Here is a 23291-nt window from a genome sequence, read left to right as displayed (position 1 = left end):
ATATTTCATATCGATTGGAAGAATGACGATCGCGTTGCGATATTCGGCGGCATTTCCCCAAACGAAGAGGCCGTCATGAGCGATACCGCCAGCAACAAGAAACTGATCGAACAGATTTTCGCCGCCGCTGCCAACCCCGATCCGGCAGTGCGCGATCGCGCGCTGTTCGTCGCCAGCCTTGCCGAGGACGCCAAATGGGTGGTGACGGGGCAATATTCGTGGTCGCGAACTTTTGCCGGCAAGCAGTCGATCATGAACGACCTGCACGGTCATGTTCGTTCGCGGCTGGCGGAGCGGACGCGCACGATCGCTTTTCGTTTTATCGCCGATGGCGACTTTGTCGTGGTGGAAGCCAAAGGCGACAATGTCACGCGGGAGGGCCTGCGCTATGACAACGACTATTGCCTGGTGTATCGCCTGGAGGGCGGCAAGATCAGGGAAATCAGGGAATATTGCGACTCAGTGCTGACCGAAAAGGCGCTGGGAAAGTTTCCGCACGGCGCGGCGGCCGGCTGACCCGTCATTCCGGGACGCGCAAAGCGAGCGGACCCGGAATCTGGAGGTTGTGGCGCGAGATTTCGGGTTCGGCTTTGCGCCACCCCGGAATGACCAGCAGTTGCGTGGGTGGGCAAAGGCGTATTTGCGCCGTGCCCACCTCGCTGAGATCGTGCCGTGACCGATGGGCACGCTGGCGCTTTGCCCACCCTACGCTTCTTCGAAGTGCCCCGGAATGACCGGTCGGATGTTCAGGCCGCCCTGGTCTTGAGATGGCGGAACAGGAAGCCGCGGGCCTCGTCGTCCGTTTCGGTCTTGAAGGTGAACTTGTCTTTCAGCGCGACGGCGCGAATGGCGGCCGGCCTCGCCGAGACCTCGTCGAGCAGGCGCTTCACGTTGGGATATTTTGCGAACACGACATCGCCAAGCACGAAAGGCGCCATCCGCGCCCAGCCCCAGAAGGCCATGTCAACGACCGTATAGCTGTCATCGACCATGTAGCGGCTGCCCGCAAGATGGTCATTGAGAACGCCGTAGTGGCGATGCGCCTCGAACTGGTAGCGGTTGTGGGCGTAATCCAGGTCTTTCGGCGCGAAGTGCTTGAAATGCACGGCCTGCCCGGAATAGGGCCCCAAGCCCGTTGCGATGAACATCAGCCAGGAAAAAAGCTGCGCACGGTTTTTCGGCGTATTGGCGGGCAGAAACTTGCCGGTCTTCTCGGCAAGGTACATCAGGATCGCGTTACTATCGAAAACGAACACCCCATCGTCATCGATCGCGGGGACCTTGCCGTTCGGATTGATCTTCAAAAATTCCGCCTTGAACTGGTCTCCCTTGCGGGTATCGACCGGCACCAGTTTATAGGGGAGGCCGGACTCCTCCAGAAACAGAGCGACCTTGTTCGGATTGGGCGCACCGTTGAAGTAGAACTTGAGCATTCAAAAATCTCCCTTTGTTGTTGTGGACGCGGAAAATCTGGCGCGGCGGCAAAGGCCACGAACGCAATGTCCATGCTCAAATTCGGGAAGGTACGCAACCGACGAGTTCGTGAGGAGTGCCAGAAAATTGAAGATGGGACAGCAAGCGTAGGGCGGATGAGCCGCAAGGCGTAATCCGATCTCGATGACGTAATGGCGGATTACGCGAAGACGCCAGTCCTTCCTACGGGCTGCCGCGAACGATGTACTGGGTCCTTTGGGCGTGAAGTGCAAGTTTACGCTGAAGGACATGACATACCAGTAGATGTAGGGTGGGCAAAGCGAAGCGTGCCCACCATCAACATTCACGCTGCCTGATTGTGGTAGGCACGCTTCGGCCCTCGCGCGTTGAGCTGCCGCGGACGCGATCGCTTTGCCCACCTACAGCTCTACGGCTCTCGCTTGTGTCAGGGCGATGAGCTCAGGTCCGCCACGCGGGTCGCAAGGTTCACGGGCCAAGAGGCGTGCTCGTGGATGGCGAGCCAATTGCCGTTGATCTTCTTGTAGACGTCGGTAATGCGAAGGGTAAAATCCAGGGGGTTGCCATCCTTGGTGGTACCCGTGACGCTGAAGAAGAAGCGCCCATATGCGAGGTTGCCCTCGGACTCGCTTTTCCAACCGCTGACCGCGGCACGAACGCCGCCTGGGTATGTGGCCAAAAAGTTCGCCCAGTCCTGGCGAAAGGCTGCTGCGCCGACGTATTGGCGCGGGGGAATGCCGTCGAAGACGACCAGCGTTTCGCCGGGGACATTGTCGGGCACATAGTACTTCATGATGCCGTCCAAATCATTGGCGTTGACCGCGTTGACGAGGCGCTCGAGCGATGCGTAGATCTCGCACGTATCGTTCGACGCCGCAGATGTGGAAGAAGACATGGAAATTTCTCCTCGACGCAACGGCATATCACCACAAGCTACGGGTAATTAAAGGGCTAGACAACCCTTGCGTGTTGCCCACATGCCCACAGCCACAAGCTTCAATCGCATGACGGATTCGGGAAATGTAGGGTGGGCAAAGCAAAGCGTGCCCACCATCGACATTCACGCTGCCTGATTGTGGCAGGCACGCTTCGGCCCTCGCGCGTTGAGCTGCCGCGGACGCGATCGCTTTGCCCACCCTACGGCTCTACGGCACTGATTTGCCCGTCGCGTCCAGCCCTCTTTCGAAAAAAAAATCGCTTCGCGGGTTGGTAGAAACAGCTTATCGATTCGCACGTCTCGCGCCCGATAAGAGGGGCGTTTCGCGATCGTCACGAACGTTGGGCGCGGGATGCGGTGGACGCAGGCTGCGTTACTGACGAGAGCGCGGCTTGCGGACGGCGAAATCGTGTGGTCCTGATGCCCCGACGCTGGCATCAAGTTGGCGGCGAAAGCTGCAGGCGACGGTGGCAAGAAAGCCCGGTCACCGGGGAGAGCGCGCTATAAGCCGTTAAAACCATTGCGCGGGGAATGCCGGGCGATTCCGGTGTGACCGTGGTGACTACGCTTGTGTGCTTTTTCATTTCGCACACAAGGCTGCGGGCGCAACGAGCGCCCGGCATTCCCTGCGCCCTCTGTTGGCAGAGGGTGAGATTTGGCACAACCTGGGTCATTTATGCCTGCGGGAACGCGAAGGCGTGGCTGAAAGGAAGCGCCTCTGGTGCTTTCGTCATTCCGGGATGCGCCGAAAGGCGCAGGCCCGGAATCCATGGCACCACAACAATGGCGAAATTGATTCCGGGTTCGATGCTTCGCATCGCCCCGGAATGACGAAAGCAAGCTGTTTGAAAATCGAATCGGAGGTCGTCCCGGACAAGCGAGCCCCTGGCAACGCGCAGCGTTGTCCAGAGCGAGCGCGATCCGGGACCCATAACCACTTTGATTGACGCAGGGGCTACCACTTACTCAACAACGAAGGCCGGTGGTTATGGGTCCCCTGAGTTCACAGGGACGACAGCGAAGTGGCTGTTTGACAATTGAAGATGAAAGATAGACTCAGCCCGCAGCCATCTGGCTGCGGATCTCGGCGCGCAGCTCGTCGATCAGTTTCAGCCCCTTTTTGGTCTCGATATGCCAGAAGGTCCAGCCGTTGCAGGCTTCCGCGCCTTGCGCCACGGCGCCGATGCGGTGGATCGAGCCGACCTTGTCGCCAAGCATGATGGCGCCGTCGGCACGGACCAGCGCGCCATGGCGTTTCCTGGCGTCGACCAGCCGTGTGCCGGGTGAAATCATGCCGCGCTCGATCAGTTCGGAGAACGCAACGCGAGGGGCCTCGCGTGCGGTCATGAACGGCGCCAGCGTTGCTTCCGGCAGCGGTTCGGTCGCGGCGATGCGCGCTTCGGCCGCCGCCGCATAGGTCTTGTCGCGCTCGAATCCGATGTAGCGGCGACCGAGGCGTTTGGCGACCGCACCGGTGGTGCCGGTTCCGTTGAACGGATCGATCACGAGATCGCCGGCCTTCGACGACGACAGCAAGACGCGCGCCAGCAGGCCTTCGGGCTTCTGGGTCGGATGGACCTTCCTGCCATCCTTGTCCTTGAGCCGCTCCTCGCCGGTGCAGAGCGGGATCAGCCAGTCCGAACGCGCCTGCACGTCCTCATTGGCGGCCTTCAAGGCTTCGTAATTGAAGGTATAGCCCTTCGCCTTCTCGTCGCGTGCCGCCCAGATCATGGTCTCGTGCGCATTGGTGAAACGGCGGCCGCGGAAATTCGGCATCGGGTTGCTCTTGCGCCAGACGATGTCGTTGAGAACCCAGAAGCCCAGGTCCTGCATCATCGCGCCGACGCGGAATATATTGTGATAGGAGCCGATCACCCAGATCGTCGCCGACGGTTTCATGACGCGGCGGCACGCCAGCAGCCAGGCGCGGGTGAAATCATCGTAAGCCGCAAAGGATGAAAACTTGTCCCAGTCGTCGTTGACGGCATCGACGCGGGATTCGTCGGGACGCTTCAGATCGCCCTTGAGCTGCAGATTGTAGGGCGGATCGGCAAACACCAGGTCGACCGAACCTGGCGATAATCTTGACATCTCGGCGACGCAATCGCCTACGATGATACGGCAATCGGTAAAGGACTCGAATTTGGTGCGGGACGCCCTTGCAGACGCCCCGCGACGCGACACAACCATGACTCAAAAACTCTGACTCAGGCGACGCTGTCGGCGACGCGGGACTAAACAACCGACTGGCGATACATTGACCAAGCAAAGTAAAAATCGACTTAACCCGGTAATTTTTTCACGGCCGTACACTTAATTTGACAGTCGCTTCCCGTCGGCGTGGGAGCGAATGTCGCATCCGCTTCAGATCGGCGGCACTAGGCAATTTTTACCGGGCGGGTTATTAATCGAACGTTGCAAAATTTTTGCTGTCGCTGCACGGATACCGCGAAAGCTGATGCATTAGTTGGAATGAGGAAAACGGGCCATGCGTTACGATGATTTTCGCCGCAGCGAGGACATCGAGGATCGCCGCGACGACGGCGGCGGAATGGGCGGCGGCGGAATGGGCGGTGGCTTTGGTCTGCCGATGGGCGGCGGTGGCCTGGGCATCGGCACCATCCTTGTCCTCGGCATCATCGGCTATGCGCTCGGAATCGATCCGCGTCTGTTGATCGGCGGGGCGGAGATTCTCTCCGGCGGCAGCCAGGCCCCGAGCTATCAGACCGATCGCAAGTCCGGGAACGTCAAGCGCGGCGCGCCCACCGACGAGATGGGTAGCATGATCTCCGGCATCCTCGGCGAGATCGATGACCGCTGGAGCGAGATCTTCCAGGCCTCGGGGCAAAACTATACCGGTCCAAAAATCGTGCTGTTTCGCAATGCCACCAACGGCGGGCGCTGCGGCATGGCGCAGTCGGCGATGGGCCCGTTCTACTGTCCGCCCGACAAGCAGATCTTTCTCGATACCGGGTTTTTCCGCGAGGTCGAGACCAGGTTTCGGGGTTGTTCCGGCAATGCCTGCAAGTTTACCGCGGCCTATATCATCGCCCATGAGGCCGGGCACCATGTCCAGAATCTTCTTGGCATCCTGCCGCGCGTGACGCGATTGCAGCAGCAGGCCGGCAGCAAGGCCGAATCCAATGCGCTGCAGGTGAAGGTCGAATTGCAGGCCGATTGTCTGGCGGGAGTGTGGGTCAACCGTGAGGAAAAGAAGCGTCCCGGCTTCCTCGAGGCCGGCGACATCGATGCCGCGCTGACGACGGCGGCTGCGATCGGCGACGATACGCTGCAGCGGCAGACGACGGGAAGGGTGGTTCCGGATTCCTTCACCCACGGCTCGGCCGCGCAGAGAAAACAATGGTTCATGACCGGCTTCCAGCAGGGCACGGTGCAGGCCTGCAACACCTTTGGCGGGGGAGTATAGTAGATCGTAATGCCGACCGAGGACTCGAAGCAATTCGTGCCGCTCAATATTGCGGTGCTGACGGTTTCGGACACGCGCTCGCTTGCGGATGACAAATCCGGAACCACGTTGGCGGAGCGGATCGTGGCCGCAGGCCACCGGCTAGCGGGACGGGAAATCGTCGCCGACGATATCGATGCGATCCGCATCTTCGTCAAAAAATGGATCGGCGATCCCGCCGTCGACGTCGTCATCACGACAGGCGGCACGGGTTTCACCGGCCGCGACGTGACCCCGGAAGCGATCGAGCCGCTGTTCGAAAAACGGATGGAGGGCTTCTCGGTTGCGTTTCACATGCTGAGCCACGCCAAGATCGGCACGTCCACGATCCAGAGCCGCGTCACCGCGGGCCTCGCCGGCGCCACCTTTATATTCTGTCTGCCGGGATCGCCGGGCGCCTGCCGCGACGGCTGGGACGGCATTCTCGCAGCGCAACTCGATTACCGCACGCGGCCGTGCAACTTCGTCGAGATCATGCCGCGGCTGGACGAACATCTGCGCCGCCCGAAGGCCTAGTGGTCTGATTCTGACATTCGCATCCCATCTCAGGAGACACCTTTGCGAATGTTAGAATCAAAAGACCACTAGCAAACATAAGATTCTAGTGGAGTTTTGGATTTGACATTCGCCTTACGAGCTCGCGGCCAGGTGGGTAGCGAACGTCAAATCCACTCCACTAGGGCGCGTCGGCCTGAAGGCGCCGGGTAGGCCTGGAATCGATAAATTTCAAGGCAATTCCCTAACGGAACCTTACGACGTCGGCCTCAGTCTGGTGGCCTGATTTAACGGGCATCGAGCCGATCGCGGGCCGGCAGGTCCGGCGACGGATGGTCACCATGACGATTGTTGAGCCAAGGACAAGGGTCCAGCGCGAACCCAGACGGCAACTGCACAAGAAGCCGGCCTGGATTTCGGTCGACGACGGCATGACCAAGCGCCAATGCGTCATCCTGGACGTGTCGCCCGGCGGCGCGAGGATCGCGACCGATGATGCAATGGATGTCGGCGACAGTTTTGAACTGGCGCTCGTGCCGGATCATCCAAAACGCGAATTCTGCGAAGTCGTTTGGCGTCGCGCCAAGACTTATGGTGTGAAATTCCTTTCGGTGCGGCCGTCACCGCCGCAGAAGCCGGCTGCGGGCGGCTCCGAAGACAATGATCCCGAGGCCGACCCGAACTGACGGCAACTAGAGCTTCATTTCCCAGGTCTCGCCTGTCAGGCTCTGGCCGAAGCTGCGGTGCGGCTCGGCTTTCACCAGCACAAAACCCGAATCCCGATAGATGTTGCGGGCTGCCAAAAGGATGCTTTGGGTCCACAGCGTGATCTTGCGATAGCCGCAGGCGCGCGCAAAGGCGATGCACTCGCCGACCAGCCGCCGGCCCAGGCCTTGTCCGCGTCCGGCCGGATCGACCAGCAGCAATCTCAGCTTTGCGACCTCGTCGCTTTCCCGGACCAGGAAAACCGACCCGACCTGCATGCCGTCGATATCGGCGATCCAGCAGCGTTCACGTGACGCATCGAAGGAGTGCAGGAATTTCGCCGCGATCTCCGCGACCAGCGCCTCGAAGGAGGCGTCCCAGCCGTACTCGCTCGCATAGAATGCGCCATGGCTTTGCACCACCCAACCCATGTCACCCGGCCGCGGTTCGCGCAGGATCGCGGGCGACGCGGTGGAGGATCCGAGCAGCCGCTTGATCGTGGCCATGGCAGCGGTGAGGCGTTGGCGGTCGCTGTCTGACAATTTCGCGAGCATCTGGCCTACTTCGGCATGTGAACGGCGATCGAGTTTGGCAAAGCTCTGCCGTCCTGTGGCGGTGAGGCTCAGGCGATATTGCCGCCGATCGGCAGGCGATGGTTTGCGCCTGATCAGCCCGTCCTCTTCGAATTTCCGGACAATGCGGCTGAGATAACCGGCATCAAGACCCAGTTCGGTTCCAATCGCCTTCGCGGAAGGGTTTTCCCGGTTCGCCAGTTCGTAAAGCACGCGCGCCTCGCTCAGCGAAAACGGACTTTTCAGCAGTCGCTGGTCGAGCACGCCGAGCCTTGTCGTGTAAAAACGCGTGAAGGCGCGTACCGCCGAGATCGGGTCGTCGTTGCAACTCGGCTGGGACATCGGGGTCACCCTTGATGCTTGCCATTGTCAAATAATTATTTGACTTTGGCAAGTATTGATCAGGCGACGATGATCCGGCTGCGCAGCAAGGTGAGCGAGGAACGGCCGAGCTGCCGCAGCAATTTTGCTTCAGAGCGGCGTGCGGCCGGCGCGTGACCGCCGAGCCTTTCGTAATGGTCGCGCGCGATCACGAGGCCCTGATCGGCCCCGGGCCCGGCAATTATTCGCCCAAGCCATTTCAGAGCCTCGCGAAAACCCGTCTCGGCATAAGGCGAGCGGGCGTAACGAAAAATCCCCGCGCGCGGCCGTTCGCTGCCGGAGACGCGCTGGATGAATTGCGTGGTCTCCTCGAGCCAGCCGGCCTCCAGCACCGCGCCTGCATGAAGAAACATCAGCCATGGCGATCGGGCCTGGCGCGCGGCCGCGACAAGCGCCGCGGCGCGTGATCCGTCAACGGCCAGGAACCGGCAGCCCGCGACGTCGGCGACCCGCTCGATCGCACTGGCGCCAGCGCGGTCGACCAGAAGCACCTCGCAGATCACCCCTGCGGCGGCGCCCGGCACCAGCGCTGCAAGCGTGGCGACAGCAGGCCCCTCGGCGCCCTCGGTTTGAATAATGACGCTCAGCATGAGCCCTTTGATGTCGCAACGGCAAAAACTTCGAAACTGTTATCACCATGTCACATCCAAATCAGCTACCCGGCGGCCTTTGCGGCCTCGGGGGCCGGCTCACGGGTCCCCGCGAGGTCGGTCCATCATGTTCTTGATTTGTTCTCAGGTCATGCTATGTTCGGTCCATGAGCCGAGCATCCTCAAATGCCCTCAAGCACCCGCCGGTCACGGCGCCCTCCGACCCGGCGGGTGCGCCTTCCTTTCCCGAGCTGTCGGTCGCGATCGATCGCGAACGGCGGCGTGGCCGGGGCGCGCATTCGAATGTCAGCGGCCGCTTCGAGGCCGAAGCCCGCGTTGCCTTTGACGACGGCTGGCAGAGCCTTGAGGAACTTCCGCCGTTCAAGACCACGGTTGCGATCGATACCTCGCGCAAGGTCATCACCCGAAACGATTCTCCCGATATCGGCTTCGACCGTTCGATCAATCCGTACCGGGGTTGCGAGCACGGATGCGTCTACTGCTTCGCCCGGCCGACGCATGCCTATCTTGGCCTGTCGCCGGGGCTCGATTTCGAATCAAAGCTGTTCGCCAAGCCTGACGCGCCGCAGCTTCTCGAGAAGGAACTGGCGAGCCAGGACTACGAGCCGCGCATGATTGCGATCGGCACCAACACCGATCCTTACCAGCCGATTGAACGCGAGCAGAAGATCATGCGCGGCATCCTCGAAGTGCTGGACCGCGCCGGCCATCCGGTCGGCATCGTGACCAAATCGGCGATGGTGACGCGCGATATCGACATTCTGGCGCGGATGGCTAAACGCAATCTCGCCAAAATTGCGATTTCGGTGACGACGCTCGATGCAAAACTCGCGCGCACCATGGAACCGCGCGCATCGACGCCGCCGCGGCGGCTCGAGGCGCTCCGCCAACTATCCGAGGCCGGAATTCCGACGACTGTGATGGTGGCTCCGGTCATCCCGGCGCTGAACGACAACGAGATCGAGCGGATTCTGGATGCGGGGGCGCATGCCGGTGTCAAGGAAGCGAGCTACGTTCTGTTGCGCCTGCCACTCGAAGTGCGCGATCTGTTCCGCGAATGGCTGATGGCCAACTATCCCGATCGGTATCGCCACATTTTTACTCTGATCCGCGACATGCGCGGCGGCCGCGACTATGATTCACAGTGGGGCACGCGAATGAAGGGCACCGGGCCCATGGCCTGGATGATCGGACGAAGGTTCGAGATCGCCTGCGAAAAGCTCGGCCTCAACAAGCGGCGCTCGAAACTGACGACCGATCATTTCGCCCGGCCGAAGCGCAGCGGGCAGCAGCTCAGCCTGTTTTGAAGCGCGCTCTAAGGGAATAAACCGGCCGGGAATCGAAAAATTGCGGGAATTACCCGACGGTTCCAGGTTGCGCCGGGGGCAAGGCTTGCGCACGATCGCAGGCCATGATTCGGGACAAATTTGGAAACGGCGAGGCAAAGCCCGCCAACGTCAAGCCGCCGAGCTTTCGCCGCGAGCGCGCGTTGATCAAGCGTGGCGTGTGGCCGGTGGCCGGCTGCGACGAGGCCGGACGTGGCCCGCTCGCAGGTCCGGTTGTGGCGGCCGCGGTCGTGCTCGATCCGAAGCGCATCCCGAAAGGAATCGATGACTCCAAGCGGCTGACCGCCGAATGTCGCGAGGAATTGTTCGAGGAAATCTGCGCGACCGCTTCCTATGCGGTCGCCTTTGCTTCGCGGGCGCGGATCGACCGCGACAATATCTTGCGGGCTTCACTCTGGGCGCTCAAGCGCGCGGTCCAGTCGCTGCCTGAAATGCCCAAGCACGTTTTCGTCGATGGCCGCGATCGGCTCGACACCCCTTGCGACTGCGAAGCCGTGATCGGCGGCGACGGGCTGGTTGTCTCGATCGCGGCAGCCTCGATCATCGCCAAGGTCACCCGCGACCGGCTGATGTGCGCGCTCGCGCAGGATTGTCCCGGCTACGGGTTCGAATCCCACAAGGGCTACAGCGTGCCCGAACATCTGGAGGCGCTTGATCGCCTCGGTCCCTCCGTCCATCACCGCAGCTTCTTTGCGCCCGTGATCGCGGCGCGGGAAAAACATCAACCCTGGACGGTCAGGCGCGAACCCGATTTGTTCGCCGTTACAGCGCAGGATCGATCCGGGATTCCCGCCGCGGTGTGACGCAGTTGCCTAGGCGCTTCGCGCGCTTTAAGACCGTTTGCATCGACCAGGACGAAGCGTTGTTCCTCATGGTGGGGCGGGCATTTTCTGCGCGTCTCGGGCGATAGAGGGAGCGTTGCTGCCGGTCAGCTCGTGGCAAAGGCGGGTCCTGCTCCCTCATGCGCTTCACCTCCCTGGTCATCGAATTGATCCGCGCCCGGCCGCGGCTGGTCGTCTGGCTTGTAGTGTTGTTGCAGGCGGCGCTGTGGCTGTTCGTGGCCATGCTTTTGTACCGCGGCCCGCCCGGCGAACTCGCCACCATGATAGCCTTTGGCCGCGAGTATCAGGTCGGCACCGATCTCGGACCCCCACTGGCATTCTGGCTCGCCGATATTGCCTTCCGCGCCGCCGGCAATCACATGTTCGGCGTTTACCTCTTGGCCGAACTCTGTGCGGTCGCAACGTTCTGGACGTTGTACCTTTTGGCGCGCGCCATTGTCGGCGGGCAACAGGCGGTGCTCGCGGTTCTCCTGACCATGACCGTGCTGGCGTTCAGTTCGCCGGGCCTCGAGTTCGGCCCATTGGTGCTGGCATGCCCGCTCTGGGCGCTTTTGCTGCTTCATTCATGGCAGCTGATCGGCCAGAACCGACGCAATGCGTGGTTCGCCTGGTCGATTGACGCCGGACTGTTACTGCTGACCACCTCGGCCGCGATTGTGCTGCTCGCCTTGCTGGTCGGATTTGCGGTTGCAACCGCGCGCGAACGGCGTGTCCTGAAATCATTTGATCCGCTGTTTGCACTCCTCGTCGTCGCCGTTCTGGTGCTGCCCTATCTCGTCTGGCTGATCCGGGCCGGTGCGCCTGGTTTGCCGCATGGGGCGGCGGTCTCGGATTTGAGCGGCGGGGTCCTGCACTGGGTCGCGCTCGTTGGCGGCCTGCTGTTTACGGGGTTCGGCATCGTCGTATTGGCGGCCCTCAATTCCACCTGGCTCGCCCGCAATCCGGAAGAGGCCCCGATCATTTTTCGCCCTCCGGTCGACAGCTTTGCGCGTGATTTTGTCTATTTCTTCGCGGTTGCGCCGGCGCTGGCGGGAAGTCTCATTGCTGGCCTGTTCGGCCTTGATCGCGTCGTCGGCGGGGCAGGCATCGCGTTGATGTTGTCCGGACTGGCGACGATCGTCGCGAGCGGCGATCTGATCCATCTGCGCCATCAGCGGGTGCTGCGTTCGGCCTGGGCGGCCCTTGTCGTCGCGCCGGCGCTGGCGGCAATCGCAATCACACTTTTTGCGCCATGGACCAGCAGCGCGGAGGTGGTGACCTCGCTGCCGGCCACCGACATCGCGCAATTCTTCGACGACAGTTTCGAGCGGCGTACCAACCAACGGCTCCGCGTGGTGAGCGGCGACGCGCAGCTAGCGACACTGATCACCTTGAGTCGCGATCGTCCTCATTTGTTTCTCGCCGCGACCCCGCAGCGAACGCCCTGGACCAACTCCGCCAAATTCAATGAAACCGGTGGCGTGGTGGTATGGCGCGCCTCGGATACGTCGGGCACGCCGCCCGCGGATATCGCGCAACGGTTTCCCGGCATCGTGCCCGAAGTGCCGCGGTCATTCGAATGGCTTGTCAACGGTCGCCAACCGCTGCTGCGGATCGGCTGGGCGATCGTGCGGCCGAAGCCGCCGTAGCGGCGTAATAACGTCATTCCGCGATGGTCCGAAGGACCAGACCTCAGATGCGCAATTGCACATCGGGAAATCTCGAGATTCCAGGTGCTATGCTCGCATAGACCCGGAATGACATTGTGTTGCTATGGCGTCGTCTGCGCCAGCGCCTTGGCGATCGCGCGCAAATCCTGCCAGGCCATGCGCTTGTAGGACGGCGATCGCAACAGATATGCCGGATGGAACGTGGCCATTGCGCGGATCGAGCGCGTTCCGGTGTCGTAGTTGAGCCAGCGCCCGCGGGTTTTCATGATGCCGTCGCGCGTCCCGAGCAGGGTTTGCGTCGAAGGGTTTCCAAGCGTTACCAGGATGTCCGGATCGACCAGTTCGATCTGCCGCTGGATGAACGGCAGACAGATCTGCGTTTCCAGCGGCGTCGGCGTGCGGTTGCCGGGCGGCCGCCAGGGAATCACATTGGCGATGTAGGCCGCGTTGCGGTCGAGCCCGATCGCCGCAATCATGCGATCCAGAAGCTTGCCTGATCGGCCGACGAAAGGCAGCCCCTCGATGTCTTCCTCGCGTCCCGGCGCCTCGCCGACAAACATGATGCGGGCTTTAGGGTTGCCGTCGGCGAACACGAGGCGTGTCGCGGTCGATTTCAGCGCACAGCCGTCGAAAGTCTCAAGCAGGCTCCTCAGCGCCTCCAGTGACGGCGCGGTGCGTGCGGCCTCCCGCGCCGACGCGATGGCTGCGTCCGGCGAAGGCATCGGCTCGGCGGGCATCGCCGGAGCCGGAGCAAACGCCGGCCTCACCGGCCTTGCTTGTTCCAAGCTTGGGGAAGCCGGATTTTTGGCCGCCTCTTTCGGCGCGACCTCGGGATCGTGCAGCCGGTTGGCCGGTTCCTCGGCCAGCGCACAGTCGACCCCGGCCTCCAGATAAAAGGCGAGCAATTGATGAGCACTGGGCAGGGGATCGGGCGTCACGGTTCGAAGTCGCAGGCTTGATAAGCGCTGTCGGCAATGTAGGCCGGATTGCGTTGCAACGAAACGCCTCAAACAGCATTTCCATGGTTGTTCTTCGCGCAAAAATCGGAAACAAACGCAACCAAGACGATCCTTGTACCGGTCCTGAGAGCAGATCCATGAGCACCGAAGAATTGCCCCCGCGAGAGTCCATGGAATTCGACGTCGTGATCGTCGGTGCCGGTCCTTCCGGCCTTGTCGCTGCGATCCGGCTGAAGCAGCTCAACGCCGATCTTTCGGTGGTGGTCGTCGAAAAGGGCTCCGAGGTCGGCGCTCACATCCTGTCCGGTGCCGTGATCGATCCGGTCGTGCTCGATCGGATGTTTCCGGACTGGCGCGAAGATTCCGATTGCCCGCTGAAGACGAAAGTGACCGAAGACCGGTTCTACTGGAACACGGCGGGTTCCGCGATCCGGCTGCCGAATTTCATGATGCCGCCGCTCATGAACAACCATCACTGCTATGTCGGCTCGCTCGGCAATGTATGCCGCTGGCTTGCGCGCAAGGCCGAGACGCTCGGGGTGGAGATCTATCCCGGCTTTGCTGCAGCCGAAGTGCTTTACGATGACAACGGCGCCGTGCGCGGGATTGCGATCGGTGACATGGGAATTGCCAAGGACGGCTCGCACAAATCGTCGTACACGCGCGGCATGGAACTGCTCGGCAAGTACACGCTGTTCGCCGAAGGCGCCCGCGGCAGCCTGACCAAGCAGCTGATCGCGAAATTCTCCCTCGACGCCAACTCCGAGCCGCCGAAATTCGGCATCGGGCTCAAGGAAGTCTGGCAGATCGACCCTGCAAAGCACCGCAAGGGCCTGATCCAGCATGCCTTCGGCTGGCCGCTGAACAATTCGACCGGCGGCGGTTCGTTCCTCTACCACTACGACAACAATCTCGTGGCGATCGGCTTCGTCGTGCACCTGAACTACGACGATCCCTATCTCTCGCCGTTCGATGAATTCCAGCGATCCAAGACCCACCCTTCCGTTCGCGCTCTGCTCGAAGGCGGCAAGCGGCTTGCCTATGGCGCTCGCGCCATCACCGAGGGCGGCTACCAGTCGGTGCCGCGCTTGAGCTTCACGGGCGGGGCGCTGATCGGTTGCGCGGCCGGATTTGTCAACGTCCCGCGCATCAAGGGCGTTCATAATGCCATGGGCAGCGGCATGCTCGCAGCCGAACATGTCACGGCCGCGCTCGGAGCCGGCCGCGCCAACGACGAACTGGTAGAGTACGAAAATGCCTGGCGCGCCTCGGCGGTGGGCAAGGACCTGTACCAGGTGCGCAACGTCAAGCCGCTGTGGTCGAAATTCGGCACCATCCTCGGCGTGGCGCTCGGCGGTATCGACATGTGGTGCAACACGTTGGGTTTCTCGCTGTTCGGAACGCAATCGCATGCCAAGCCCGACCGCAAGACGCTCGATCCTGCAAGAAATCATGTGCCAATCACGCCCTTGAAACCGGACGGCAAACTGACCTTCGACCGGCTCTCCTCGGTGTTCCTCTCCAACACCAACCACGAGGAGGATCAGCCGGTTCACCTGAAGGTCGCCGACATGAACCTGCAAAAGGCCTCCGAACACGACATCTATGCCGGTCCGTCCGGTCGCTACTGTCCGGCAGAAGTGTACGAGTGGGTGGAGGAGACGTCGGGTGCCCGATTCGTGATCAACGCGCAAAATTGCGTCCACTGCAAAACCTGCGACATCAAGGATCCCAACGGCAACATCACATGGGTACCGCCCGAAGGCGGCGGTGGGCCCAATTATGAGGCGATGTGACCACGATTGCGTGACCGAAGGCCTGATTTGCACGAATGTCGGGTGAAACCCAAGGCGAGCGTTGGCATAACGCCCAGCGGCCACGATCCCGCCATACTGGAAGCGTTTTGAGGCGGGGTGGGCCGGGGCCGTCCCATGCCGATCGATTGGCCTGCCCCTATCCTTGCGGTTCAGCGGCAAAAGCGGCATTGTCGCGTCTTCCGATGCCAGCCGATTGGGCTCGCGGTCGAGATTGATCACAACATCCTGCCGTAAATCCTGGAGCCAAGGCGAACCGTGATGCTTTCCACTCGTTTCAATCGCTGGACCATTGCCGTCATTGCCTTCGCTGCGCTGGCCCTGCCTGGCTCGGTTTCGGCGCAGACGCCCGAACATCCCTCCGACAACTCGGCGCAATTTCCCTCGAACCGCGACCTGAAGACGCTGACGACATCGGGCAGCTATCTTGCCGCCCGCCATGCCAGTGTCGAGCGCGACGCGAGTTCGGCCGCCGCCTTCTATCGCTCGGCGCTTCGCACCGATCCGAAAAACAACGAACTGCTGGATCGGGCGTTCATCTCCTCGCTCGCAGACGGCGATATCGACGAGGCTGTCAAGCTTGCCGACCGCATCCTCGCGCAGGACAAGAACAATCGCGTTGCGCGCCTCGTCATCGGCGTGCGCGATCTGAAACAGAAGAAATACGCAAGCGCTCAGGCCAATATCAATCAGTCGATCCGCGGGCCGATCACGGATCTGGTCGCCACCTTGCTCTCGGCCTGGTCCACCTATGGCGCCGGCGACACCAAGACGGCGGTGGCCAATATCGACAAGCTGACGGGTCCGGAATGGTACCCGATCTTCAAGGATCTGCATTCGGGGTTGATCCTCGAACTCGCCGGCAAGGAAAAGGAAGCCGGCGTTCGCCTCGAGCGCGCCTACAAGCTCGAGGACTCCATGCTGCGCGTGGCCGACGACTATGCGCGCTGGCTCTCGCGCAACAAGGATTCAGCATCCGCTACGGCGATCTATGAGGCTTTCGACAAGAAGCTTCCGCGGCATCCGCTGGTGCAGGAAGGCCTACGCGAGACCAAGGCCGGCAAGAAGCTTTTGCCGCTGGTGGATTCCCCGCAGAGCGGCGCCGCCGAGGCGTTGTACGGGATCGGCGCATCCTTGACGCGCCGTGGCGGCGAGGACCTCGCGCTCGTCTATTTGCAGCTTGCGCTCTATCTCGCGCCCAACCATCCGATGGCGCTGTTGTCGCTCGCCGATCTCTATGAATCGGTGAGAAAGCCGGCAATGGCGATCAAGATCTACGAGCGCATGCCGGCCAGTTCTCCGCTTCGGCGCAACGCGCAGATTCAGCTTGCCATCAACCTCGACGCCGCCGATCGCAGTGACGAGGCGATCAGGATCCTGAAGAATATAACGGCGGAAGATCCGAAGGATCTCGAGGCTCTCATGGCGCTCGGCAATGTCGAGCGCGGCCGGAAGAAGTTTGCCGACTGCGCCCAATCCTACTCGCGCGGCATCGACGCCCTGCCGCCAACCACCGACAAGAACACCTGGATCTATTACTACTACCGCGGCATCTGCGAAGAGCGCTCAAAGCAGTGGCGCATGGCGGAAGCGGACATGCGCAAGGCGCTGGAGCTGCAGCCCGAGCAGCCTCACGTTCTGAATTATCTCGGTTATTCCTGGATCGATCAGGGTATCAATCTCGACGAAGGGATGAAGATGATCAAGCGTGCCGTCGAGCAGCGTCCGGATGACGGCTACATCGTGGACTCGCTCGGTTGGGCCTATTACCGCATCGGCAACTATGAGGACGCGGTGAAGAACCTCGAGCGCGCGATCGATCTCAAGCCCGAGGACCCGACCATCAACGACCACCTCGGCGACGCTTACTGGCGCGTTGGCCGCACGCTGGAGGCCAAGTTCCAGTGGGCGCACGCCCGCGACCTGAAGCCGGAGCCGGAGGATCTGCCGAAGATCGAAGCCAAGATGGAAAACGGGCTTCCCGACGACACTTCCTCGGCGGCTTCCGCGGACAAGAAGAAAGAAGACGACAAGGGCGGCTAGCAGGCTCGAAAGATCGGCGGCCGGTGCGCGAGGTGCCGCCGCCTGCGCGCAGGCTGGTCGCATTTTGCGGTTTTGAACATCAGAAGTTAAAGACACTATTCCAGTGCGGCTAACTTGACTCCAGCGCGGCTTACTCGGATTTTGCATTCGTTATGACGCCCGGTCGAGCACCTGAAGCGATTGTCGAATCCTCTGCACTCGTCGAAGAGGGTCGCGCCAAGGTCAATCTGACCCTTCGGGTGGTGGGGCGGCGGGTCGACGGATATCATGACCTCGAAAGCGTGGTTGCGTTCGCCGATTGCGCCGACCGCCTGACGCTTACGCCCGGGCCAGAACTGCAACTGCAGATCAGCGGGCCACTTGCCCAGGCTTGCGGTGAGCCTGCCGACAACCTCGTGCTCAAGGCCGCGCGGTTGCTCGGCGAACGTGTGCCGGATTTGAAGGCAGGCCAGTTGACGCTCTACAAGGCGCTGCCGGTCGCCGCCGGCATCGGTGGCGGTTCGGCCGATGCGGCGGCCGCCCTGCGACTGCTGGCGCAGGCCAACGGTCTTGCAATCGAAGATTCGCGGCTCGTCGAAGTCGCGCAACTAGCCGGCGCCGACGTGCCGGTTTGTCTGGCCTCGCACGCCTGCGTCATGACGGGGGTCGGCGACACGCTGCTGCCGCTGACCTTGCCGAAAATTCCTTGCGTGCTGGTCAATCCCCGCGTTCCCGTGGCGACAAAAGACGTGTTTGCAGCGCTCGGCCTGCGTCACGGCGAATTGCTGGTGGGTGTTGCCGACGTCATCCAGGCCATTGCCTGGCCGGAACCGGGCGCCTCCGTCGAAGATTGGGTAGAAGCGCTTGCCGCCGGTACCAACGACCTTGAAGTGCCGGCCACGCGCATTCAAGCCGTCATCGGCGAGGTGATCGCGGCGCTCAGCGCCACCAACGGCGCCTGGTTGGTGCGGATGTCCGGCTCGGGGGCAACCTGTTTTGCAATCTTCGAGAATACCTTCGAGGCGCAACGCGCGGCCGAGAAGATTCGGCTCGATCATCCCTCCTGGTGGGTACATTCGGGCGTGCTCGGCTAGTCTTCGACGCATCGCGCGCATCTCACCTCTGCGCACTTGTGTGGAAAGGTGAAGCAAGCCGCATCAATGCGTTCGCGCCAGGCAGAAGGCGACCACCTGCTCGAGCGCGGCTTTCATCGGAGACGCCGGAAACAGCGCCAGCGCATCGACCGCCATCGCGCCATAATGCTGGGCGCGGTTGATGGTGTCCTCTAGGGCGCGGTGCTTGGTCATCAACCGGACGGCGTGGTCGAGATCGCCGCCACCGATTTCGCCGCGCTCCAGCGCCCGGATCCAGAACTCGCGTTCGACATCGTTGCCGCGCCGGAACGCCAGCACCACCGGCAGCGTGATCTTGCCCTCGCGGAAATCGTCGCCGACATTCTTGCCGAGCCTGGCGGACTTGCCGCCATAGTCCAGCACGTCGTCCACGAGTTGGAAGGCGATTCCCAGATTCATGCCGACCGAACGGCAGGCGGTCTGCTCAGCCTTCGGACGGTTGGCGATCGCCGGGCCCACCTCGCAGGCGGCCGCGAACAGTTCGGCGGTCTTGCCGCGAATCACGGCGAGATATTCGTCTTCGGTCGTGGCAGTATTTTTCGCAGCGGCGAGCTGCATGACCTCGCCTTCGGCAATCGTTGCGGCTGCGGCGGAGAGAATGTCGAGGGCGCGCAGCGAGCCGACCTCGACCATCATGCGGAAGGCCTGGCCGAGCAGGAAGTCGCCGACGAGTACGCTCGCTTCGTTACCCCACAGCATGCGCGCCGACAGCTTGCCGCGGCGCATTTCGCTTTCGTCGACCACGTCGTCATGCAGCAGCGTGGCGGTGTGCATGAACTCGACCGAAGCCGCGAGCTTGATGTGGCCGTCGCCGGAATAGCCGGCCAGGTGCGCCATCGCCAGCGTCAGCATCGGACGCAGCCGCTTGCCGCCTGACGAAATCAGGTGGTTTGCGACCTCCGGGATCATGGTGACTTCCGAGCCGGTTCGCGCCAGAATCGTCGCGTTGACGCGCTGCATGTCGGCGGCAACCAGCTGAACCAGCGGATCTATCGAAGCATCCGAAGGGCTCTCGAAGGGAACAATAACCGCCACGCTGGTCTCCACACTTGCCCGAAACCGCCACGCTGGTCTCCACACTTGCCCGATCGGCTTCGCTCCAGTGTCTCAAATTCCAGACTTCGAAGCCTTGCGGCCTTCTCGTTTGCGAACCTCGGAAATCCCAGGGACACTGGCAAACTATTGATCTAATGTGGCTTTGGTTCGGAAATCCGCATCGCGAATATACCCCAGCATCGATATGGACTTCTGAACCACCACGCTTTGGATATAACCATAGAAAGAGCCGGCAGGCGCGGCAAGGGTACGAAGCAACAACCAGCCGTGACGGGACCGTGAGGTCGGGTCGACAAAGGAGAGCTGAAGGTGCGGGAATTGGTTCGGACCAACGATATCGTGCTGGTTTCAGCCGTCGGCGCGCTCCTTGATGGCGCCAACATTCATCACCTCGTGCTGGATCAGAACATGAGCATCATCGAGGGCTCGCTGGGGGTCCTGCCGCGCCGGATTCTGGTCCATGAGGACGATAATCGCGAGGCCCGCCAGATTCTCCGCGATGCGGGCCTGGCCCACGAGCTTCGGCCCGATGAATGATTTTTGGGACGGGTTGACAGAGGACGCCTTTCTCGGCGGGAAACTGCGACTGCGCCAGCCAAAATCCGGTCACCGTGCCGGCCATGACGCCATGCTGTTGGCGGCAGCGACGCCGGCGCGATCAGGCGATCGCGTCGTTGATCTTGGTGCCGGAGTTGGCGCGGCGGGCCTGGCGGTCGCCAGGCGCGTCTCGGGCATCAAGCTGGTTCTGGTCGAGATCGACGAAAAGCTCGCCGAACTTGCACGCAGCAACGCGAATTCCAACGCGATTGCGGCCGAGACCATCGCGCTCGACGTGACTTCCGCCTCGAGCGCGTTTGTATCCCTCGGCCTGAAGCCCGACAGCGCCGAAATCGTCCTGATGAATCCCCCGTTCAACGATTCCGCGCGCCATCGCGTTTCGCCGGACAAGTTGCGCGAGACGGCTCATGTCGCGACCCCAGCTACGCTCGAAGGCTGGGTCCGCGCGGCCCGGCGCCTTCTGAAAACCGGCGGCATGCTTGTGATGATCTGGCGGGCGGATGAGATCGCCGAGGTGCTTGCGACACTTGATCGCGGTTTTGGCAGCTTGGCGATCCTGCCGGTTCACGCCGATGTGACGTCACCGGCCATTCGCGTGCTGGTGCGTGCCGTCAAAGGTGGAAAAGCGCCTGCCCGCCTGGAGCCTGCGTTGGTCCTCAACGACGAATCGGGGCGGCCGCATCAAAAGGTGCAGGATATCCTGCAAGGAAAGGCCGCATTGCTGCTGGCGACAGCCTGAACGACCACCGATTGCCCGCGCAGGCGCTATTGCGGGAGCGTTTTCGAATTCTGTTTTGGCGCGGATGTGAAATGAATTGCGGTCAAAAGGGTACCGATCAGCGCTAGCAGAAGGTAAATTTTCATGACTTGCTCTGCCGAGTGGTTGCGGCCTAGTTACGGCCGAACTGCAAAAAGTGTTTCATCAGTTCAATGACAGTCGCATGATAACAAACGGTTAATAGGTGACGGCATGACGGAACAATCTATCGAGGCTCGGAGATGGCCGGCACCGATCGACAAATTGATGGAGTGGATGCCGGCGCGTCTGAGCGGCGCGGCCGTGGTTCCGGTGGTGCGACTGTCGGGGCTGATCGGCGCGGTGACGCCGTTGCGCCCGGGAATGTCGCTTGCGGGCGTCGCGCGCGTACTCGAGCGCGCCTTTTCGATCGGAAACGCGAAGGCCGTGGCGCTCCTCATCAATTCGCCGGGCGGCTCGCCGGTGCAGTCGCGCCAGATCTACTTGCGCATCCGGCAGCTTGCGACCGAAAAAAAGCTGCCGGTGCTGGTTTTCGTCGAGGATGTCGCCGCTTCCGGCGGTTACATGATCGCCTGCGCGGGGGATGAAATATTCTGCGATCCGTCGTCGATCCTCGGATCGATCGGCGTGGTCGGCGGCTCTTTCGGTCTTCAGGAATTGATCAAGAAGATCGGCGTCGAGCGGCGGCTTTATACCGCGGGCGAGCACAAGGCGATGCTCGATCCGTTTCTGGCCGAGAATCCCGACGATGTCGCGAGACTGAAAGCGATACAGCGCGAAATCCACGCCATTTTCATCGACCTTGTGAAACAAAGCAGGGGAGCGCGTCTCAAGGGCGCCGACGAGGTTCTCTTCACCGGCGAATACTGGGCGGGGGAGACCTCGGTCTCGCTCGGACTTGCGGATGGGCTCGGCGATCTGCGCTCGACGCTGCGCGCCCGTTACGGCGACAAGGTGCTCACCCCGCTGATCGCGCCCCCGAGTGGGATGCTGTCCGGTCTCCTCGGTCGCCGCTCGCCGGGAACTTTTGGACTTGAGGGCGTTTCAGGCCTGCCTGAGGAGCTGATTTCGGCGCTCGAGAGCCGGGCAATTTGGGCCAAATTCGGGTTTTGACGGTAAATTGAGCGCGCCATTTGGTCCCGCGAAAGGCCAATTGCGGCAAAGGCCGCCTTGGGCGACAATGGATTCGGGGTGAGACGAATGAACGAGGATCGATCGATGCCGCCGCTTGTCGCATTCGCCGGCGCTCTCGGAGGGCTGGCCGTGATTCGCTGGGCTTATCGGACAGCTGTCAGGATCAACAGGGAATTGGAGGAGGCGCGCCTCGCCCGGGTCGCGGAAGCCGCCAAATCACACGACATTCCGACGCTGCGGCGGGATCCCGACACCGGCCTTTATCGGCCCGGCTGATCTTCATCGCCTTGATTCCTCAAGTCGGCGCCGATACGGTCCCGCGCGCTATACACTTCGCGAAGACCCGCCCCGACGATGGATGCCTTGCCTCTCCATATGCGCCCGGAACGCTCGTTCCAGGGATTGATCCTGGCGCTGCAGCGTTATTGGGCGGATTACGGCTGCGCGATCCTGCAACCCTACGACATGGAAGTGGGTGCGGGCACGTTTCACCCTGCCACCACGCTGCGCGCGCTCGGCCCCAAGCGGTGGAACGCGGCCTATGTACAGCCGTCGCGGCGCCCTAAGGATGGCCGCTATGGCGAGAATCCGAACCGCCTCCAGCACTACTACCAATTTCAGGTCATCCTGAAGCCGTCGCCGCCCGATATCCAGGAGCTCTATCTGAAATCGCTCGCGGCGATCGGGATCGATTCGCATCTGCACGATATTCGCTTTGTCGAGGACGACTGGGAGAGCCCGACGCTTGGCGCCTGGGGGTTGGGGTGGGAGTGCTGGTGCGACGGCATGGAAGTGTCGCAGTTCACCTACTTCCAGCAGGTCGCGGGCGTCGAATGTGCGCCCGTGTCCGGCGAGCTCACCTACGGGCTCGAGCGCCTTGCGATGTATGTGCAGGGCGTCGATCGCGTCTACGATCTCAATTTCAACGGCCGCGACGGCGCCGAGAAGGTCAGCTATGGCGAGGTGTTCCTGCAGGCCGAGCAGGAATATTCGCGGCACAATTTCGAATTCGCCGATACCGAGATGCTGTTCGAACAATTCAGGATGGCGGAAGCGGCGTGCCGGAAATATCTCGAAGCCGGCTGGAAGGATGGCGGCAATCGCACGGAACATCTGATGGCACTGCCGGCCTACGACCAGTGCATCAAGGCGAGCCACGTCTTCAACCTGCTCGACGCCCGCGGCGTGATCTCGGTGACCGAGCGGCAGAGTTACATCATGCGCGTGCGCGAACTCGCCAAAGCCTGCGGGGAAGCCTGGGTGCATACCGAAGCGGGCGGGGCTTCGTAAGAAAGCGATTTGGATTTGAGGATTTTAGCAATCACGGACTTACGTCCCTTCCCCCGCTTGCAAGGGGGAGGGGAGCCTCGCCGGAGCACAAGACGCACGCCCCGCCGTTCTC

General features: G+C 61.9%; 22 protein-coding genes. 15 read left to right on the top strand and 7 right to left on the bottom strand.

Features of this window, described 5'->3' with window-relative positions; translation table 11 throughout:
• The first annotated feature begins 75 nt into the window (after positions 1-75).
• Positions 76-516 (top strand): nuclear transport factor 2 family protein, encoded by a 441-nt coding sequence (locus VNX23_RS25170; RefSeq protein WP_325634273.1) that lies wholly within the window; start codon positions 76-78, stop codon positions 514-516.
• 230 nt (positions 517-746) lie between these two features.
• Here VNX23_RS25170 and VNX23_RS25165 read toward each other — a convergent pair whose 3' ends face one another.
• The 3 genes from VNX23_RS25165 to VNX23_RS25155 form a co-directional block, all read right to left on the bottom strand.
• Complete coding sequence (locus VNX23_RS25165) at positions 747-1433, bottom strand: glutathione S-transferase family protein (RefSeq protein ID WP_325634272.1); 687 nt, start codon at positions 1431-1433, stop codon at positions 747-749.
• 446 nt (positions 1434-1879) lie between these two features.
• Positions 1880-2347 (bottom strand): YybH family protein, encoded by a 468-nt coding sequence (locus VNX23_RS25160; RefSeq protein ID WP_325634271.1) that lies wholly within the window; start codon positions 2345-2347, stop codon positions 1880-1882.
• Positions 2348-3445: 1098 nt separating this feature from the next.
• A complete protein-coding gene (locus VNX23_RS25155) occupies positions 3446-4579 on the bottom strand; it encodes a site-specific DNA-methyltransferase (RefSeq protein ID WP_325634270.1) in 1134 nt (377 codons plus the stop codon).
• Positions 4580-4877: 298 nt separating this feature from the next.
• On the opposite strand from VNX23_RS25155, the gene ypfJ reads away from it, so the two are divergent.
• The 3 genes from ypfJ (at position 4878) to VNX23_RS25140 (ending at position 7036) form a co-directional block, all read left to right on the top strand.
• The gene (ypfJ, locus tag VNX23_RS25150) at positions 4878-5816 is read left to right on the top strand and encodes a KPN_02809 family neutral zinc metallopeptidase (RefSeq protein ID WP_325634269.1); all 939 of its coding nucleotides are present in this window, start codon (positions 4878-4880) and stop codon (positions 5814-5816) included.
• Between the two features lie 9 nt (positions 5817-5825).
• Positions 5826-6371 (top strand): molybdenum cofactor biosynthesis protein B, encoded by a 546-nt coding sequence (gene moaB, locus VNX23_RS25145; RefSeq protein WP_325634268.1) that lies wholly within the window; start codon positions 5826-5828, stop codon positions 6369-6371.
• Between the two features lie 320 nt (positions 6372-6691).
• On the top strand, positions 6692-7036 hold the full coding sequence (locus tag VNX23_RS25140) for a PilZ domain-containing protein (protein WP_325634267.1): 345 nt from the start codon (positions 6692-6694) through the stop codon (positions 7034-7036).
• 6 nt (positions 7037-7042) lie between these two features.
• Here the strand turns inward: VNX23_RS25140 and VNX23_RS25135 are convergent, their stop codons facing one another.
• Both VNX23_RS25135 and VNX23_RS25130 read right to left on the bottom strand, forming a co-directional pair.
• Positions 7043-7969, bottom strand: a complete 927-nt coding sequence (locus VNX23_RS25135) for a bifunctional helix-turn-helix transcriptional regulator/GNAT family N-acetyltransferase (protein ID WP_325634266.1) — start codon at positions 7967-7969, stop codon at positions 7043-7045.
• A 59-nt stretch (positions 7970-8028) separates the two neighbouring features.
• Positions 8029-8598 (bottom strand): glycosyl transferase, encoded by a 570-nt coding sequence (locus tag VNX23_RS25130; RefSeq protein ID WP_325634265.1) that lies wholly within the window; start codon positions 8596-8598, stop codon positions 8029-8031.
• A gap of 167 nt (positions 8599-8765) precedes the next feature.
• Between VNX23_RS25130 and VNX23_RS25125 the strand changes: the two genes are divergently transcribed.
• The 3 genes from VNX23_RS25125 to VNX23_RS25115 all read left to right on the top strand — a co-directional run bounded on the left by VNX23_RS25125 (position 8766) and on the right by VNX23_RS25115 (position 12435).
• Positions 8766-9926 carry a PA0069 family radical SAM protein gene (locus VNX23_RS25125; RefSeq protein WP_325634264.1) on the top strand — a complete coding sequence of 387 codons (1161 nt, stop codon included), beginning with the start codon at positions 8766-8768 and terminating at the stop codon, positions 9924-9926.
• A 104-nt stretch (positions 9927-10030) separates the two neighbouring features.
• A complete protein-coding gene (locus VNX23_RS25120; RefSeq protein WP_325634263.1) occupies positions 10031-10768 on the top strand; it encodes a ribonuclease HII in 738 nt (245 codons plus the stop codon).
• 158 nt (positions 10769-10926) lie between these two features.
• Positions 10927-12435 carry a glycosyltransferase family 39 protein gene (locus VNX23_RS25115; RefSeq protein ID WP_325634262.1) on the top strand — a complete coding sequence of 503 codons (1509 nt, stop codon included), beginning with the start codon at positions 10927-10929 and terminating at the stop codon, positions 12433-12435.
• 122 nt (positions 12436-12557) lie between these two features.
• Here the strand turns inward: VNX23_RS25115 and VNX23_RS25110 are convergent, their stop codons facing one another.
• Positions 12558-13394 (bottom strand): uracil-DNA glycosylase, encoded by an 837-nt coding sequence (locus VNX23_RS25110; protein ID WP_325634261.1) that lies wholly within the window; start codon positions 13392-13394, stop codon positions 12558-12560.
• Between the two features lie 158 nt (positions 13395-13552).
• Here VNX23_RS25110 and VNX23_RS25105 point away from each other — a divergent pair, with 158 nt between their 5' ends.
• The 3 genes from VNX23_RS25105 to VNX23_RS25095 all read left to right on the top strand — a co-directional run bounded on the left by VNX23_RS25105 (position 13553) and on the right by VNX23_RS25095 (position 18345).
• The gene (locus tag VNX23_RS25105; protein WP_325634260.1) at positions 13553-15211 is read left to right on the top strand and encodes an electron transfer flavoprotein-ubiquinone oxidoreductase; all 1659 of its coding nucleotides are present in this window, start codon (positions 13553-13555) and stop codon (positions 15209-15211) included.
• A 279-nt stretch (positions 15212-15490) separates the two neighbouring features.
• Positions 15491-17272, top strand: coding sequence for a tetratricopeptide repeat protein (locus tag VNX23_RS25100; RefSeq protein WP_325634259.1), 1782 nt, complete (start codon positions 15491-15493; stop codon positions 17270-17272).
• 152 nt (positions 17273-17424) lie between these two features.
• Positions 17425-18345, top strand: a complete 921-nt coding sequence (locus VNX23_RS25095; RefSeq protein WP_325634258.1) for a 4-(cytidine 5'-diphospho)-2-C-methyl-D-erythritol kinase — start codon at positions 17425-17427, stop codon at positions 18343-18345.
• A gap of 63 nt (positions 18346-18408) precedes the next feature.
• On the opposite strand, the gene VNX23_RS25090 is transcribed toward VNX23_RS25095, so the two are convergent.
• Complete coding sequence (locus VNX23_RS25090; RefSeq protein WP_325634257.1) at positions 18409-19419, bottom strand: polyprenyl synthetase family protein; 1011 nt, start codon at positions 19417-19419, stop codon at positions 18409-18411.
• A 330-nt stretch (positions 19420-19749) separates the two neighbouring features.
• On the opposite strand from VNX23_RS25090, the gene VNX23_RS25085 reads away from it, so the two are divergent.
• The 5 genes from VNX23_RS25085 (at position 19750) to VNX23_RS25065 (ending at position 23179) form a co-directional block, all read left to right on the top strand.
• Entirely contained in the window at positions 19750-19977 is a 228-nt protein-coding gene (locus VNX23_RS25085) for a DUF2007 domain-containing protein (RefSeq protein ID WP_325634256.1), read from the top strand.
• A complete protein-coding gene (locus tag VNX23_RS25080) occupies positions 19970-20737 on the top strand; it encodes a tRNA1(Val) (adenine(37)-N6)-methyltransferase (protein ID WP_325634255.1) in 768 nt (255 codons plus the stop codon). The genes VNX23_RS25085 and VNX23_RS25080 overlap by 8 nt, the downstream gene beginning before the upstream one ends.
• 285 nt (positions 20738-21022) lie before the next feature.
• Positions 21023-21868, top strand: a complete 846-nt coding sequence (locus tag VNX23_RS25075; protein WP_414643074.1) for a S49 family peptidase — start codon at positions 21023-21025, stop codon at positions 21866-21868.
• 105 nt (positions 21869-21973) lie between these two features.
• Positions 21974-22165: a hypothetical protein gene (locus VNX23_RS25070; protein WP_325634295.1), complete on the top strand. Its 192-nt coding sequence runs from the start codon at positions 21974-21976 to the stop codon at positions 22163-22165.
• A 78-nt stretch (positions 22166-22243) separates the two neighbouring features.
• Positions 22244-23179: a glycine--tRNA ligase subunit alpha gene (locus VNX23_RS25065; RefSeq protein WP_325634253.1), complete on the top strand. Its 936-nt coding sequence runs from the start codon at positions 22244-22246 to the stop codon at positions 23177-23179.
• The last annotated feature ends 112 nt before the right edge of the window (positions 23180-23291 follow it).

This window comes from Bradyrhizobium sp., from assembly GCF_035570375.1.
Classification (GTDB): domain Bacteria; phylum Pseudomonadota; class Alphaproteobacteria; order Rhizobiales; family Xanthobacteraceae; genus Bradyrhizobium.
The sequence above is the reverse complement of the archived record's forward strand: the minus strand, read 5'-3'. Positions and strand labels throughout refer to the sequence as shown.

What these genes read in the sequence shown, in the direction of transcription:
- VNX23_RS25080 (WP_325634255.1), top strand. Translation starts at nt 19,970, where the DNA reads ATGAATGATTTTTGGGACGGGTTGACAGAGGACGCCTTTCTCGGCGGG.
- VNX23_RS25100 (WP_325634259.1), top strand. Translation starts at nt 15,491, where the DNA reads ATGCTTTCCACTCGTTTCAATCGCTGGACCATTGCCGTCATTGCCTTC.
- VNX23_RS25160 (WP_325634271.1), bottom strand. Translation starts at nt 2,347, where the DNA reads ATGTCTTCTTCCACATCTGCGGCGTCGAACGATACGTGCGAGATCTAC.
- VNX23_RS25095 (WP_325634258.1), top strand. Translation starts at nt 17,425, where the DNA reads ATGACGCCCGGTCGAGCACCTGAAGCGATTGTCGAATCCTCTGCACTC.
- ypfJ (WP_325634269.1), top strand. Translation starts at nt 4,878, where the DNA reads ATGCGTTACGATGATTTTCGCCGCAGCGAGGACATCGAGGATCGCCGC.
- VNX23_RS25125 (WP_325634264.1), top strand. Translation starts at nt 8,766, where the DNA reads ATGAGCCGAGCATCCTCAAATGCCCTCAAGCACCCGCCGGTCACGGCG.
- VNX23_RS25165 (WP_325634272.1), bottom strand. Translation starts at nt 1,433, where the DNA reads ATGCTCAAGTTCTACTTCAACGGTGCGCCCAATCCGAACAAGGTCGCT.
- VNX23_RS25155 (WP_325634270.1), bottom strand. Translation starts at nt 4,579, where the DNA reads ATGGTTGTGTCGCGTCGCGGGGCGTCTGCAAGGGCGTCCCGCACCAAA.
- VNX23_RS25120 (WP_325634263.1), top strand. Translation starts at nt 10,031, where the DNA reads ATGATTCGGGACAAATTTGGAAACGGCGAGGCAAAGCCCGCCAACGTC.
- moaB (WP_325634268.1), top strand. Translation starts at nt 5,826, where the DNA reads ATGCCGACCGAGGACTCGAAGCAATTCGTGCCGCTCAATATTGCGGTG.
- VNX23_RS25135 (WP_325634266.1), bottom strand. Translation starts at nt 7,969, where the DNA reads ATGTCCCAGCCGAGTTGCAACGACGACCCGATCTCGGCGGTACGCGCC.
- VNX23_RS25170 (WP_325634273.1), top strand. Translation starts at nt 76, where the DNA reads ATGAGCGATACCGCCAGCAACAAGAAACTGATCGAACAGATTTTCGCC.
- VNX23_RS25140 (WP_325634267.1), top strand. Translation starts at nt 6,692, where the DNA reads ATGACGATTGTTGAGCCAAGGACAAGGGTCCAGCGCGAACCCAGACGG.
- VNX23_RS25075 (WP_414643074.1), top strand. Translation starts at nt 21,023, where the DNA reads ATGGAGTGGATGCCGGCGCGTCTGAGCGGCGCGGCCGTGGTTCCGGTG.
- VNX23_RS25130 (WP_325634265.1), bottom strand. Translation starts at nt 8,598, where the DNA reads ATGCTGAGCGTCATTATTCAAACCGAGGGCGCCGAGGGGCCTGCTGTC.
- VNX23_RS25070 (WP_325634295.1), top strand. Translation starts at nt 21,974, where the DNA reads ATGCCGCCGCTTGTCGCATTCGCCGGCGCTCTCGGAGGGCTGGCCGTG.
- VNX23_RS25105 (WP_325634260.1), top strand. Translation starts at nt 13,553, where the DNA reads ATGAGCACCGAAGAATTGCCCCCGCGAGAGTCCATGGAATTCGACGTC.
- VNX23_RS25115 (WP_325634262.1), top strand. Translation starts at nt 10,927, where the DNA reads ATGCGCTTCACCTCCCTGGTCATCGAATTGATCCGCGCCCGGCCGCGG.
- VNX23_RS25065 (WP_325634253.1), top strand. Translation starts at nt 22,244, where the DNA reads ATGGATGCCTTGCCTCTCCATATGCGCCCGGAACGCTCGTTCCAGGGA.